Genomic DNA, 15,283 nt, shown 5'->3' with positions numbered 1-15,283 from the left:
GTACTTAGTACCGTGAGGGTTCGATTCCCTCCTCCGGCACCATTGTTTTTCAATGGATTAGGCGCGATGCTTGATCCATTTTGCTATGTGCTCCGGGAATCCATTGTGCCTGGATTTGTACCTAAAAGAAATAATTCTGACTAATCGACGTTGTTGGAAATCATATCCATCACCCAAGGTGAAGCCAGCCGAGTGCGCAAATGCCTCTGTTATGTGCTGTTGGATATGATAGGTCCCAAATACTATTTTTCATACCTTGATGATCCAATGACCATAATCAATGCCATGATTGCCACAGGCACACAATAACTCAATATCCAAATTATGGGATGAGTATCTTCAGGCCCATATATCCAAGGAAACAGAATCGTGAATAATCCAATATGGCTTCAGCATATTTTTCGATAGTTGAGAACCGAATATCCTCTATGTTATGCACTGTTTCGGGCTATATTCTCAGAAATCTGGCAAATATCCTCTAGAAATCAATCTGCAAACCGATAAAAGGCACGAGCTTATTCTTATGAGATGGGTGCCTCTTGAATGATAACTTCGGAGAAACCGACCACGTCCTCTCTCCCTTCTTAAGAGAATAGCAAAGGCGAGAATTATCCATTTTTAACAGTGACAGATCTTTCCCCTTGTCAAGATTTCTGGTAAGGTGCCTACCCATTGCTAAACCAGCCACACTTCCCAGTCCGGCGATTCCAAAAGCGGTGGATTCCTCATCCACCTCGCCCAGCAAGTCGATACCAAAGCCAAAAACTGTACCGAGGACACCGGCCAAGTTTATAAGTCTAACCCGTGCCTTACTCATGCGTACATCCTTCATCGTGATGGCAGTGCCCAGAATCAACACATCACTTCCAATCAGCATATCTCGCAATAGATCGTCTCCGTCGTGATCGGCAATGATCCCAAAAACAAGCCCAAACCATGCACCCCATTGCAAGCCCGAACTGGTGAGCCTGGCATGCCCCTCTAAGAAATCAATTTTTCTCGTCATAAGTGTTGCGGCACCTATACCGGCCACCCCCCCTAGTACACCCATGCCGATAACATCCTCTCCGTCCCAATCCGACATAGCGGCCCATCCGATTCCCTGCCAAGTCCCCAGATGGCCTCCAAGAGAGATCATCGCCGCCCTACCCTTGTTAATTCTCGCTTCTTTAGTTAGGCCATGGGCAATTAGTATGGATAGGGGACCACCGAGGAGAAGTCCTGCAGAATAAGCCTGAGGAGATTCCGCTTCCAGGAATACGGGGATTGCAATACCCAACCATAAACCATAATAACCACTAAAAATCAGAACCTCGGTTCGTCCACTCTGGTCCAGTAACGAACCTTTCCAAAATAACGCTTTCTTCGTCTTCCATAACCGTTCAGCACTAGCGTGAAACTCCTTGACCTCTGAAGCTTGGTTGCTTTCAGAATAATCCAAGAGCAAATCACCGAAAAGTCTTGAGGACATGTTGTACTTGGCTTGAGAGGCGTATTTTAAAGCCATCCGATACAATATTTCGGCTTCCAATTCTCGATCAATCGCACTGGAAAGCCGAGTCTTATGATAATCCTCCGTCAACTTAACGTGGAGTCTGGTCAATTCCAATGCATCAGCAGAAATATTTCTGGATTTATGTTTAAGCCCTGCCACATCCTCGCAAGTATAATCCAATCGATACTTTGAACGTGACACTCGAACAATTCGCGCCGATTGGAACCCTTTGATATCGGGGAAAAGGTGATAAATATCTCTCTCCGCTTTGTCAATTTCGTGTCCGATAGAATCGCTCAGTGATACCACTTCCTGTTCTTGCGTTTGTGCCCACAAAGTGGTCGCGCAGCCAATAAGCACTACGATGAAAATAAATATTGGCGATAATATTTTTTCCATAATTACCTCCGATCTCACTCCGTTATACGACGACTATATTTGTTTTCAATCTACCACTGAGAATTTCGCAGTTCCTGTTCCACATCAATTGTGCCTATTTTGTGCCTGGATTTGTGCCTTTCAGCTGTAAGCATCTGGTCAAGGCAGTCCCAGCCGGTCTAACAGTTCATCAACTCTTGGATCGTTCGGGAAGTTCATGCAATCCACGGGTGTCACTCTATGCCAGGGTAAAAAGCTATCACGCTCCTCAGAAGCTTTTTTGATCCACTCGAAGGCTTGATCCATCTCTCCACGAGCCAGATTAATAATGATAAAACACATTGGCTGGATATATTCATGGCTTGCCCTTTTCTTCAAGCTCTCGAAGAGGCGCTCGGAAACATCCTTGTCTCCAAACCGATAATGAGCCATAACAGCGAGCGCGACATTCAGGGGAACGCCACCGGAAAGCTCAACAGATTTGTCGATTTCCGCAATAGCTTCTTTGAACATCGATTTCGCCAGATACAACTCCCCAAGGTGATGGTGTGAGAACCAGTCGTTGGGCTCAATCACGAGCCATTTTAGAAACTCTTCGATCGCCTCGTCGTACCTGCGTGCTTGCCAGAGCCTATGTCCAAGATGTGCATTACAGCTGGAAATAGGATCGAGCTCCTGTGCTTTTCTGGCTTGACTGATGGCCTCGTCATACCGCCTTCTGAGATTCAAGTAGAAAGAATAATAAACACGGGTAAAGGAGGAAGCCGGAGCCAGTTCGATAGCTCGCTTGAACTCTCTCTCCGCAGCCTCCCAGTTCCAGTCATAAAATGTATGAATGGTTGCCAGTGACGCATGAGCCTCGCCAAGTGTATCGTCTATCTCAAGTGCCTTTTTGACCGCCTCCCGTGCTTTGGGATACGTCTGGTGTGGTGACAAATTTCCCCAGATAGAGCTCATCCAGTAACTGTCAGCCAGGCCGACGTAGGCCAGTGCGTAGTGTGAATCTTTCTCGATAGCCTTGTCGAAACACTCGCGGCTTCTCTCGAATCCGTCCGGTGTGAGCTTGTTCCAATAGTAAATGCCCTTCAGATACAAATCGTACGCTTCCAGGTTTTTGGTGGAACGCTTTACTATCGTCTCTTTCTGTTCTCCAATAAGTTCCACTTTCAACTGCTCCACGATTGCAGTAGTGATCTCATCCTGAATCGTGAATATGTCATCCATCTCCCGGTCGTATCGTTCCGACCACAGGTGATAGCCATCGGTGATATTTATGAGCTGGGCAGTAATGCGCAGCCTGTTCCCTGCCTTGCGGACACTCCCTTCGAGAATGGTACTCACATCGAGCTTTTTACCGATTTCTCTTATATCTGTTTCCCTGCCCCGAAAAGTGAAAGCCGAAGTGCGTGCGGCGACATGCAGCCCTTTCAATTGAGTAAATGCATTGATCAGCTCCTCAGCTAGACCGTCACCGAAGTACTCGTTCTCAGGGTCCGGACTCATATTAACGAACGGCAACACAGCAATGGAAGGAATAACCTCGGTTTCGCCGCTTACGCCCTTCTCGGTATTCGATTCAATCTTTTTCTTGATGGTATCCAGTTCCAACAGGATATCGCCCGCACGCTTGTAACGTTCATCCTTATCCTTCGCCAAAGCTTTTTTGACAACCTGGTCAAGTTCGAATGGAACATTCGAGCGAAGATCCCTTATCAGTTGTGGCTCTTCATGCACAACCTCATAGAGCAAGGCCGCCTCGTGCGTACCCTTGAACGGTGGATCACCAGTGAGCATCTCGTAGATAATCACGCCCAGGGAAAAGATATCACAGCGTTGATCAACCTCCTCCCCCATCGCCTGCTCAGGGGACATATAGGCGGCAGTACCGAGTGTGCCCGCTTCCTTCGTCAATCTCGTCCTGCCAGTGAGCTTTGCCAGACCGAAATCTATTATCTTCACCTCTCCATCGCCTGTGATGATAATGTTTGACGGCTTGATGTCCCTGTGGACAATCTCCTTCTGGTGTGCCTTCGAGAGTCCGGATGCGATCTGCGATGCTATATCCAGCACTTTCTCTACGCTGATCTCCTCGCGGTCAATCCTCTCTCTTAGTGTCTCCCCTTCATAGTGGGCCATGACGATGAAAGTGATTCCATCATCCGTCTCGTCTATCTCATATATAGTGCCGATATGGGAATGATCGATAGCTGAAGCGGCCTTAGCCTCATGGATGAACCGCTTTGTCGCCTCGGGATCGGAGCTGAGATGTTTTGGCAGAACCTTTATCGCCACATCGCGGTCGAGCTTCGTGTCGACGGCACGATAGACTATCCCCATTCCACCCTCTCCGAGCTTCTCGATTATTTTATAATGAGATATTGTTTCCCCTATCATAGTTCTGAAATGTTAACAGAGACATTTACTACTGTCAAATCAAGTGTGGAAAGTTGAAAATGTGCCTGAATTGTACCTGAGCATTTCAAACATAAACAAACAAAGGCAAATATCACCAAAGCGTCTTCAGAATCTGATGCCATATATATATTTGTAAATCAACGATTTGCGATTGCTCGATGTCCCGTCTCAAAATCCCCCGGTACTTAGTACCGTGAGGGTTCGATTTCCTCCTCCGGCACCGGGAATGTCATCAAACCCAGTATTCGTTGCAGTCTTTCTGTGAAGCAGAACTCCCCCTCAAGCAAGATTTATTGTAACTTTCTTCTTCCTCGTTCATATTGTCACCAGAGAGGAGCAGATTTGGATTTTAAGACCCTATACACCGATTATTCAGCAGATGTTTTTCGTTTTGCATTCTGGCTGAGCGGGAAAAAAGATGAAGCTGAAGATATTACATCAGATACTTTCGTCAGAGCCTGGGCAAGGAATGGAAAGATTCATACTGATACATTAATGGCATACCTCTTTGCAATAGCCAGAAACCTTCATCTGGAAAATATCAGAAAAGGGAAGTATCTCACCGAACTCGAAGATACGCATATCGACTCATCTCCCGGTCCGGATATTGTGACGGAATCAAGGATGGAGCTTCAAAGAGTACTGAGAGTGATAGGGACACTTCCAGAGAAAGAACGGACAGCCTTTATCATGCGAGTCGGGCATGAACTTTCTTACGATGAGATCTCCAGGGTCCTCGGAATATCCCTCTCATCCGCCAAAGTCAAAGTCCACAGAGCCAGAAAGAAATTGATCGTTGATAGATTAAAAAAGGAGGAAAAAGGATCATGAAGATCACCAGAGATGTGATCCTTGACCTGTTGCCGCTATTTGTCTCCGGGGAAGGAAGCTCGGACACAAGAAAGCTGGTCGAGGAATATATCGAGACCGACCCTGAAATAGCGGAAATAGTTAAAGACCCGGCGAACACAGGGATACTGACAGAAATTCCTGTCACTCTCACAAAGGAGGACCAGATGGAAGCTTACAAGGAAGCAAAACACGAAATGTTCAAGAGGATGGTCTTGATCGGAGCGATCATAGCCTTTACAACACTGGGGATCTCGTTACTTGCGATGCTCCTGGGGTTCTTCCGCTTAAGTTCCTGACAACAGCCTCAGACAGGCTATTGAGCCTGCGGCGCAATGCTCCTGATCGTATTTTCCACAAGGAAATATATCCAGGGGCATTCGTCCACGATATTTATTTTTCTTTAGTTTTCACCCTCTGTCCATGTCCTGATAATTGTTCCGCCTGCCCCCGCGGCACTGCCCTCGAGATTGTCGAAGAAGTATATCGAGTTAAGGTCTTCAGTTGTTACTCCGGTCAACCTGAACCAGGTCATCCCGTCATCAATCGTCTTCAGCAACATCCCCCCATCTCCTGCGGCAAACCAGAGATATTCAACTGAGTAAAAGACGCTGTTCAGGTCAACGCCTGTCGGAGAAGTGTTGACCGACCACGTCTCTCCCCTGTCATCCGACCCGATGATCATTCCGCCTTCTCCGCAGGCTCTCCAGACGTTGTCGTTCGCCGCACCAACAGAGTATAGAGGAGTGGCTATTCCTGTTTCGAGCTCTATCCAGTTCTCCCCACGATCAACAGTCAATATCACCTGCCCGGATACTGCTGTCGCCATCCCGATCGAATCACCATGAAAAAATACGGATGTCAGGTCCTCGGATATGGGACCAGTGATAGTATTCCAGGTAGAGCCCTCATCATCTGTAGTGACTATGTTACCTGAATTACCTACCGCGACTCCGCGACCCTCGCTTGTAAATACTATAGCTCTCAGATCTACTCCTGCACCAGAATCCTGCTCCGTCCAGTCCTGTCCACCGTTCACTGTTTGAAGGATTGATCCTCCTCTGCCACAGACATAAACGGTACTTTCGTCCTTAATAAAGATTGACGAAAGGTCAGAGCTCACGGGAGAACTGCACTTTAGCCAGCTGCTCCCGGAATTTCCTGTCTTCATTATCGTACCATTGTCTCCTGCGGCAAAGGCGATCTCAAGGTCATACATTGCGATGGCATTCAGGTCATCGGTGACAGAAAGAGACACATCGTCCCAACCTGCTCCGCCATCCACACTCTTGATTATCTTCGAGGATTCTCCCGCGACAATTATTTCCTGGATGCTGGAATGACATACTCCATAAAGATCCATTGAAGTCAATGTGTCTATATTCGACCATGTAGCACCTTTATCCTGAGATATCCCTACATGGCCATCCTTTCCGACTACAGCCCATGAGGGGCCTTCCATTATATCGACTCCTAATAATCTTCCGGACAGGCCGGTTGGGCGAATGGTCCATGTTTTCCCTGCATCCATAGTATGGAGAACCAATCCTGTCTCTCCCACAACCACACTTTCGACCGAGTCGATCATCGAGATGCTGAAGAGTGGCTCATTCGTCCCACTCTCCTGGAAAAACCACGTCTCCCCTCCATCCACAGTACGAGCGATGACTCCGGAATATCCCACAACCGCTCCATTGAGGGAATCCGAGAAAGAAATATCGTTCAGATAATTTTCAATCTTTCCAACAAGCCTCCTCCACGAAACACCCTGATCTGTTGAGGCGACGATCAACCCTTCTGGTCCCGAGGCTGTATAATTACCATCTGTATCAACCGAAATGTCGAGAAAAGTCTTCGTAATCGATCCACCTGCGCTGCTCCAGGTTAAACCTCCATCATGGCTCAGTATCAAAGCACCTCCGGACCCACAGGCTGCAAGTTCTCCAGAGCCGTTCCCAGAAAGACCATAAAGACTCTTCGTGACTCCTGACGTAACGCTTGTCCATTCGGCTCCGGTTCCTGCCTTCGCGTAAATCTTCCCTCCTGAACCTGCGACTAATATCTTCCCTGTCTCATCGATATATGCTCCATACAGGTCTTCCGTCACCTCCAGGCTCGAAATGGCTTCCCAGTTCCTTCCTCCGTCCCCAGAGAATAGAACAACGCCATCGTCACCTGCCGCAACTCCACTTGACCTGTTAAGAAAGAAAATATCATTTATATCGCTTTCCGTTTCGACATCGATCACGTCCCAACCCATTCCCCCGTCCATAGAAAAGAGCATGGACCCCCCTGTCCCGACGACCACACCACTGTCAGGATGGAAAAAACAGACATCAAGATAATCGACTGATGTGAAGTCATGAGTCTTCGTCCATGATATCCCACCGTTGTCCGTCATAAATATCCGGCCAGCATCGCCAACGGCTAGTCCATTTTGCGTATCATGAAAAAAGAGGCCTTTCAATTCTACATCCTCGCCACAATCTGATCGTCTCCACGTATTCCCGCCATCCCTTGATGAATATACCCAGCCTTCAGTTCCTACAGCTCTTAGATTGTCCCCACCGATCGACTGGATCGCGTTGAAACGCTCCGGCACAAAAACAATCTCAGTCGCCCAGGCACCGTCGACCTCATTTATCCTCAAAATCGTACCTCCGGCTCCAGCCGCTACAGCACAGCTATCCCCGGTGACCGAAACACTGTTAAGAGTATTTGATATCCCTGTATCGATGATCTCCCATGTCAGCCCACCGTCGTCTGTCATTATAAGGTTTCCGGCGTCACCAACAGCCATACCATTGTTGTTATCCAGGAAATCCACTCCATACATATTCAGGTTAATTGGAGACGATATATCGCTCCACGCCTCTCCAGCATCCAGGCTGAGGTATATCGATCCACCAGTACCGACAGATACCAGCTTTCCATTTCCGGCACTGGAGAGATCCCTCAATCCCCTGATGACCAGATCTGGGTTTTGAATGGACCACCCGGATTCGGGTTCTGGTTCGCCTGGATCGAATGGGCTGTCCGAACATGACAAGACAGATAGGACTGCGAACGCACCTGTAACGGATAATAATCGCCGAATTTTAGAACGAAAAAGATTCATTGTACTATCGGTTCCTTCCCGGATCTCTCAATTGCCGACCTCAGGTTAATGACCTGGATATACAGCATCTTTTCCTTCGCTGCAAGAGCTCCTTCTTCTGCCCTGTCGAGGTACTCAAGAGCCTCACTATTTCTTCCAAGTTTCGCAAGGGCAACAGCAACATAAAGTTGTGTGGTAGACGATGAGGGCTCGATCTCGAGCGCTTTCCTGAAATGTATAAGTGCAGACTCATATTTTCCTGACTGGCTAAGCACATTTCCCAGCATCCTGTGTGCCCCAGCATACTCAGGCTCCAATTCGACAGCGACGCCAAGCTGCTCCGCTGCCTCCTGCAACCTGCCGACTTTACCCAGTTCGTACCCAGCAGAAGCGTGTTTCTCCGCTCGGTAATGATACCCTTCTGTCACAAAGGGCCCGGGAAGAGTGGTCAATACGACTGTAATCAGCAGCACTGCAAGCACAGCTGACAACCTCTTCGGTTCCCGTTCTCTAACCGAGTCGAAGAAAAAGATCCCGCCCGCTGCTGACATGATAGACAACACCGGAAGCATCACCACCCTGTATCTGGATGAAATAAAGACGAGGATGAGCGCGCCGGCATATACAACCAGAAACAGGGAAATCGGCAGGCTAAACTTTCTGATCCCGGCAATGAGACCCAGGAAAGCGAACGGGAGAATTATGCCCAGAGGAAAACCGAACCTTCCCACTTTCCAGACCAGCAGAGAAAGAATCCTGGAATCCGACCTGCTCGAGTAGATATCGATATTCCTTGGGATCTCTCTCGAAGATATCAACTGCAGAGTCTTTGATCCCAATCCGACTATGAAAGACCCCGTATCTGTCGCAACATAATCCCTGAATCTGTTCATAAAATATCTTCTATGCCCCGAATCATCCATGAATCCGTTCAATTCTGGTTCCCTGACAAGCCTCCGCCAGTCTGCGCCTGGACGGATCATCATCGTCGCATCGGTGTCGTGATTGTTTCCGACATACAGATTCAATGACCCCGCCCTGGGTATCGGGCTAAAATGTCCGGTAGCCTTTTCTGAGAGAAGCGATACTGTGAGCAGAATCATGGCCGCAGTCCCGGTGATAAGGACGACATTCAGGATCTTTCCCTTGATTCCTGACTTTTCTCTGATAACTTTCCACACAATGAAAAGAGTCATCACGAGGACATACGGCAAAAACGTTGCTCTTGCTATCGAAGCCAGCCCACCGACAATACCTGCCGCTGCATAAACCCATGGCTGTCTCTTATCGATCGCCTTCATGTAAAGCATTATAAGCAGCATTGAAAGGAGAGCGGCCCATCCAGCAGCAAGAAGTTCCATTTCAAAAAATATCATCGGGCCACAAAACACCATTATCAGGCCGGCTGTCAGCCCCGTTCGCCTGTCAAATATCAAACGTCCCGTTCTGTAGACTAAAACACATGTAATCGCTCCACCGACTACCTGTGCGATTCTCGCAGCTAAAAGCGGAGAATCGAATAGTTTGTAAAAGACAGCCAGAATCACCGGGTAGAGAAAACCCTGCCAGAAAAGACGAGGATCCAGAACACCTCCCGACGCGACATTCCGGGCGACCTCACTGTACGTCGAGGAATCAATGATGGGGACCAGAAAGGTCACCGTTGAGCGAATCTCGGAGAGGTATACTATCCTGACAAGGAGAGCCAATAAGAATATCAGGATCGATCCGTAGTCAAGGGGGATCTTTCTGGAAAAGATGGTGTTTTCTTTCATAATCTTTCCGGCCCCGGCAGGACTCAGTTGATTCCGTGCTCGGTGCGCTCAATGATCTCATTTTGCAATTCGGTTCCCAGATCGACGAAATAGTCGCTGTATCCAGCGACACGTACTATCAGATTCCTGTAGTCTTCAGGCGTTTTCTGTGCCTTCCTCAACATGTCTGCCTCTACTACATTGAACTGAATATGGTGACCCATCATCCTGAAATATGAACGAACGAGGTGCCCCACCTTTTCTATACCGCTTTCCTCTGAAAAGATACCAGGAGTGAACTTCTGATTGAGGAGCGTCCCGCCGGTCTTGATATGATCGAATTTTGCGGCAGATCTCAGAACCGCTGTGGGCCCGTCCCTGTCGGCTCCCTGCACGGGTGAAATCCCCTCGGAAAGAGGCTTTCCGGCTTTTCTCCCGTCAGGCATAGCTCCAGTGACTTTCCCGAAGTATACGTGACATGTGGTCGGCAACATATCGATTCTGAATACCCCACCCTTCCAGTTCGGCCTTCCGTCTACAGCCTCAAAATATTCGTTAAATACTTCAGTCATTATCGAATCGGCATAATCGTCATCGTTACCGTATTTGGGACTTTCCTGAAGAAGAATATGTCTCAATTCATCGAAGCTTTCAAAATCGGACCTGATCGCTTTCATCATACTACCGATCGATACATCCTTTTTTTCAAATACATGAAATTTCAGGGCCGCAAGCGAATCGGTCACTGAGCCCAAACCAACGCCCTGAATATAGGACGAGTTGTACCTCGCACCTCCAGAGTTGTAATCCAGCCCTTTCACAATACAATCGTCAATAAGGAGTGAAAGGAATGGTGCCGGAAGCACTTCAGACCATAACTCTTCGATAATGATATTTCCCCTGATCTTGATATCCACAAAATGCCTTAATTGAACGCGGAAAGCGTCGAACAGTTCCTGGAACGACTGGAAAGATCCAGCTTCTCCTGTGGCTGGCCCCAGCCTTTCTCCTGACAAGGGGTCCAAACCGTTAAAAAGTGTGACCTCCAGAACCTTAGGCAGGTTGAAGTATCCTGTCAGTATGTAGCATTCCTTTCCGAACGCGCCAGTCTCAACACAGCCACTTGCCCCACCGTTTCTAGCATCGACTATATCCTTCCCCTGGCGGAGCATCTCTCCGATGATAGCTTCTGAATTGAATATCGATGGCTGTCCGTAACCGGTCTTTATGATTCTTAGAGCCCTGTGAAGGAAGTCTTCAGGATTCTTTCTGCTGAGTTGGATCATCGAGCCTGGCTGCAGCAACCTCATCTCTTCGATAACGTCGAGGATAAGATAAGTGACTTCGTTGACAGCATCATCTCCTTCAGCGTCAACACCGCCAAGATTTATGAGACAGAAATCGGTGTAGGTGTTGCTCTCCTGTGCAGTGACTCCCACCTTTGGTGGCGCGGGCTGGTTGTTGAATTTGATCCAGAATGATTGAAGAAGTTCTTTCGCTTTCTCTTCGTCAAGAATGCCCGCTGCAATATCATTTCTATAAAAGGGAAGCAGATGTCTATCCAGTCTTCCCGGATTGAACGAGTCCCATGTGTTCAACTCAGTGATTACCCCGAGATGAACGAACCAGTAATATTGAAGTGCTTCCCAGAAAGTCTCGGGAGCGTTCTCCGGCACTTTCCTGCATACTGACGCCATCTTTGCCAGCTCATCTTTTCTATCTTTGTCAGTTTCTTCCATAGATAAGGCTTCGAGCTTTTTTGCATACCTTCCCGCGAACATTATAAGACTCTCCGCCGCGGTATCCATCGCCATCAATTCTTCAAGTCTGGATTCCTTATCAACATTATCACCTGATTTAAACTTTTCGATGTTTTCAGCAATTTCACCACGGAGGTCGGAGAATCCCATCCTGTAGATCTTGTCGTCCAGCACGGTATGACCTGGCGCCCTCTGCTCCTGGAACTCGGTAAAGATCCCGGAATCATAGGCAGCCTTCCATTCATCATCCACCCGCTCGAAAAGCAGGTCCCTGATCGATCTCCCGGACCAGAAAGGTATTATCTCATCTCTCTGGATCCTTCGGACCTCATCACACACCGAGAACCTTATCTTCTCCCTTGTATCGAGAATTTCAAGGTCCTTCATCGTGTGAGTACATATCTCGGGGTAAGTCGGTGTCTCCTTCGGTCCTGGACCTCTCTCGCCGACGATCAGCTCTCCATCATCAACATGGATCTCCTTTTTTTCCAGAATAAAGCGAAAAGCCGAAGCCCTCTGCCTGGGAATGGACATCGTCCCGTCATCGTGATTACTGTAGAAGTCAGTGATGAGTTGCGCTCGCTCAATAGATATGAGAGGTTCTGCTTCGAGGCTCTTTCCTCTGAGCAGTCGGATACGTTCTTTCATTCCACCTTCACCCTCCAACGGAAACGACGAGTCCTGCTCTTTCGAATAGTGCCCTGATCTCATCGAGTTTTGTGTCATTCTGTGTTTCGAGTGGCCCTGGCCTGTATTCAATTCCCATTCTCCGGAATTTGTCTTCACCTATCCTGTTATAGGTAAGTAGACTGACACATTCAATTTTACCACAATCTACAAGAAATGAAACTATCGAATCCAGGTTGGCAGTAGTGTCAGTGATCCCGGGAATCAACGGGACACGGGCCCAAATCCTCTTCCCCGATGCAGACAGCATCCTGAAGTTCTCCAGGATCTGTCGGTTCGATACTCCTGTATACATGATATGATCTTCATCATTCATCAGTTTTATATCGAACATGTAGAGATCGACATCACTTGTTATTCTGGCGAGGATATCAGGTGACGAATAACCTGAAGTATCCAGAGTCGTATGAATCCCCGACTCTGTACATGCTGAAAGTAATTCTTTGAGGAAATCGGGCTGCATCAGCGGCTCTCCTCCAGACATGGTCACACCGCCACTGGACTGGTCGTAAAAGACACTGTCCTTCTTTATTTCTGACATCAAATTATCGATGGTTACAGCTGGCCCTGTAAAACAATCTTCCAGATCGGAAAAGAATCTTTTTCCAGGGACTCCTTTCCCACAATTGTCATTATTGATCCCTTCGGGATTGTGACACCACCAGCAGTCAAGAGGACAGCCGGAAAAGAAAACAGTAGTCCTGATACCGGGCCCGTCATGAATCGCGAATTTCTTTAGATCGAATATTTTTCCTGTAGTGGAGATAGTCATATTATTCATTTCTTCCTTGATGCTTTTAGCCGCTTTCTTCCTCCGGGTACTCCCTCCGAAAAACCTGCCATAAGCAGCCAAAGGAAAAACGGCCCACCGAGAAGAGCGGTCAAGACACCTACCGGGATCTCGGCCGGAGCTATCAACATCCTGGCAATAGTGTCACAGACGACGAGAAACATTCCACCGAACATCAGTGTGACCGGGGCCAGATACCGATGGTTCGCGCCGATTACCATTCTGCATATATGAGGGGCCATCATACCCACAAATCCGATCGGCCCGAAAGCGGCAACGATCCCACCAGTCATCAACGAAGTTGCAAAAAACAGGATCTTCCTTGTTCGTTTTACATCGACTCCCCTGCTCAAGGCTGTCTCCTCACCAAGAACCAGCAGATTCAATTCATCCGCGAACAGAAAGACGAGAAGAACACCCGGCACGACGAATGGGAGAATCGATTTTACCGCTCCATATCCAGTTAACCCGAACCCTCCCATCATCCACCTGATTATTCTGAAAGAATTATCAAAGTCGCTGATATACTGCATAAACAATATCATACTTGAAAAAAGAAAATTAACTGCGACACCGGCAATGAGCATGGTCGCTGTGGAAAATCCCTTCCTGGCCCTTGTAAGGCCGTAAACTATCATTATCGATGCGAGAGCCCAGATAAATGCGCTGAGCGACTGCCCGGTCACTCCAAGCAATACAAATGTCGTACCGAACAAAGTGTAGAGGGAAGCACCGAAAGCCGCTCCGCTGGAGACTCCCAAAGTAAAAGGTGTGGCCAGAGGATTTCTGAACATTGCCTGAAAAGCCATTCCCCCGAGGGCCAGTGCGCCTCCCGCGATATACGCAGACACGACACGCGGGACTCTTATCTTCCAGAAGATATCCATCTTGACCTGGCTTCCACCCTCTATCACATCAGCCGGAGTGATCGATTCCATACCAAAGAAGGGAGCACATACCGTCACTATGGAGGAGATGACACATATCGTCAGGACAATGTATATTTTCTTATTCATTTCCCCATCTTCCATCGGGAAGGACCATAGCATCCCCTGTCACAGGATGTTCACAATACACGAACTGTTTTCCGAACAACTCCTCGAGTTTTCCAGAGGAGATCGCCAGCCCTGGTTCACCTGTAAATATGATCTTTCCCTCTCTGAGCATTATCATTTTTCCGCCGGAGAGTATTGCCTCGTTGATATTGTGTGTGACGGTGACTATGGCCATACCTTCTTCCGAGTTCAGTGCGGAAAGCAATTTCATCAGGCCCGACCTGTGCCCGGGATCAAGATAGACTGAGGGTTCGTCGAGAAGAAGTACTTCCACGCCTTGGGCCATCACCGCGGCGATCTGTACCATCTGCCGTTCCCCCCCACTGAGCGTATCGAATGACCTTTCTGAGAAATTTCCCATACCTGTTCTCTCAAGGGCTTTCATGGCGACATCTCTGTCCTTGTCGCCTGCGAAGGAAAAGGGACTAAGGTGAGGATAGCGTCCCAGAAGAACGTATTCTTCCACTGAAAAAGGACAGCTGCCTCCCTGGTGCTGCGGCACGTAGCCGACCCGCGATGCAAGCTTCTTCCTGGGCATCCTTAGTGTGTCTGTCCCGTCTATCGATATACTCCCGGATGATACGGGCAGTATTCTCATAACACACCTGAGAAGTGTCGATTTACCCGCTCCGTTAGGACCAAGTATCGAGACTCTTTCGCCTCTCGATACATCAAAAGAAACAGAATCGAGTATCCGGTCTACACCTATGAAACATGTAACATCATTTATATTGATCACGCTCTTATTCACTTTTCCACACCCCTGATCACTTCTACCATATCCTCAAGGAGGAAGATGAATCTCGGCCCGGGAATATGAGCATAATCTTTCCTCAGTATATATACCCTTCCATTCCGGACTGCTTCGACCGATCTCATGGAAGTCCAGTCTTTCAATATTTCCTTATCAGTCAGATCGCCCGCTGACCCAGGCATGACCAGCTCGATAATTATCCCGGGATTCATGGAGATCATCCCTTCTGCTGATACCACAGGGTAAGAG

Annotated in this window: 11 protein-coding genes; 2 read left to right on the top strand and 9 right to left on the bottom strand. The window is 48.1% G+C overall.

Annotation, left to right across the window (positions count from 1 at the left end; all coding sequences use genetic code 11):
- Positions 1–478: 478 nt before the first annotated feature.
- Entirely contained in the window at positions 479–1,894 is a 1,416-nt protein-coding gene (locus tag KOO63_10375) for a hypothetical protein (GenBank protein MBU8922210.1), read from the bottom strand.
- A 138-nt stretch (positions 1,895–2,032) separates the two neighbouring features.
- Complete coding sequence (locus KOO63_10370; protein MBU8922209.1) at positions 2,033–4,210, bottom strand: protein kinase; 2,178 nt, start codon at positions 4,208–4,210, stop codon at positions 2,033–2,035.
- Between the two features lie 420 nt (positions 4,211–4,630).
- Between KOO63_10370 and KOO63_10365 the strand changes: the two genes are divergently transcribed.
- Positions 4,631–5,119 (top strand): RNA polymerase sigma factor, encoded by a 489-nt coding sequence (locus tag KOO63_10365; GenBank protein ID MBU8922208.1) that lies wholly within the window; start codon positions 4,631–4,633, stop codon positions 5,117–5,119.
- Positions 5,116–5,436, top strand: coding sequence for a hypothetical protein (locus KOO63_10360; protein MBU8922207.1), 321 nt, complete (start codon positions 5,116–5,118; stop codon positions 5,434–5,436). The genes KOO63_10365 and KOO63_10360 overlap by 4 nt, the downstream gene beginning before the upstream one ends.
- Positions 5,437–5,540: 104 nt before the next feature.
- Here KOO63_10360 and KOO63_10355 read toward each other — a convergent pair whose 3' ends face one another.
- From KOO63_10355 to KOO63_10325, 7 genes are all read right to left on the bottom strand, one after another.
- A complete protein-coding gene (locus tag KOO63_10355) occupies positions 5,541–8,096 on the bottom strand; it encodes a hypothetical protein (GenBank protein MBU8922206.1) in 2,556 nt (851 codons plus the stop codon).
- A 155-nt stretch (positions 8,097–8,251) separates the two neighbouring features.
- Entirely contained in the window at positions 8,252–10,009 is a 1,758-nt protein-coding gene (locus KOO63_10350) for a glycosyltransferase family 39 protein (GenBank protein MBU8922205.1), read from the bottom strand.
- 23 nt (positions 10,010–10,032) lie between these two features.
- The gene (locus tag KOO63_10345; GenBank protein ID MBU8922204.1) at positions 10,033–12,396 is read right to left on the bottom strand and encodes a glycyl radical protein; all 2,364 of its coding nucleotides are present in this window, start codon (positions 12,394–12,396) and stop codon (positions 10,033–10,035) included.
- A 7-nt stretch (positions 12,397–12,403) separates the two neighbouring features.
- Positions 12,404–13,216: a glycyl-radical enzyme activating protein gene (locus tag KOO63_10340; protein MBU8922203.1), complete on the bottom strand. Its 813-nt coding sequence runs from the start codon at positions 13,214–13,216 to the stop codon at positions 12,404–12,406.
- Positions 13,213–14,241, bottom strand: a complete 1,029-nt coding sequence (locus KOO63_10335) for an iron ABC transporter permease (protein MBU8922202.1) — start codon at positions 14,239–14,241, stop codon at positions 13,213–13,215. Before KOO63_10335 ends, KOO63_10340 begins: the two co-directional genes overlap by 4 nt.
- Positions 14,234–15,031 carry an ABC transporter ATP-binding protein gene (locus KOO63_10330; protein ID MBU8922201.1) on the bottom strand — a complete coding sequence of 266 codons (798 nt, stop codon included), beginning with the start codon at positions 15,029–15,031 and terminating at the stop codon, positions 14,234–14,236. Before KOO63_10330 ends, KOO63_10335 begins: the two co-directional genes overlap by 8 nt.
- Positions 15,028–15,283: hypothetical protein (locus KOO63_10325; GenBank protein ID MBU8922200.1), on the bottom strand; the 256-nt coding region annotated here is incomplete at its 5' end. The genes KOO63_10325 and KOO63_10330, both read right to left, overlap by 4 nt.

The organism is Candidatus Latescibacterota bacterium (assembly GCA_019038625.1).
Lineage (GTDB): Bacteria > Krumholzibacteriota > Krumholzibacteriia > Krumholzibacteriales > Krumholzibacteriaceae > JAGLYV01.
This window is presented reverse-complemented; position numbering and strand designations above follow the sequence as displayed.

Coding starts and splice junctions, on each gene's coding strand:
- KOO63_10375 (MBU8922210.1), bottom strand. CDS start 1,894: ATGGAAAAAATATTATCGCCAATATTTATTTTCATCGTAGTGCTTATT.
- KOO63_10370 (MBU8922209.1), bottom strand. CDS start 4,210: ATGGGGATAGTCTATCGTGCCGTCGACACGAAGCTCGACCGCGATGTG.
- KOO63_10360 (MBU8922207.1), top strand. CDS start 5,116: ATGAAGATCACCAGAGATGTGATCCTTGACCTGTTGCCGCTATTTGTC.
- KOO63_10350 (MBU8922205.1), bottom strand. CDS start 10,009: ATGAAAGAAAACACCATCTTTTCCAGAAAGATCCCCCTTGACTACGGA.
- KOO63_10345 (MBU8922204.1), bottom strand. CDS start 12,396: ATGAAAGAACGTATCCGACTGCTCAGAGGAAAGAGCCTCGAAGCAGAA.
- KOO63_10340 (MBU8922203.1), bottom strand. CDS start 13,216: ATGAATAATATGACTATCTCCACTACAGGAAAAATATTCGATCTAAAG.
- KOO63_10335 (MBU8922202.1), bottom strand. CDS start 14,241: ATGAATAAGAAAATATACATTGTCCTGACGATATGTGTCATCTCCTCC.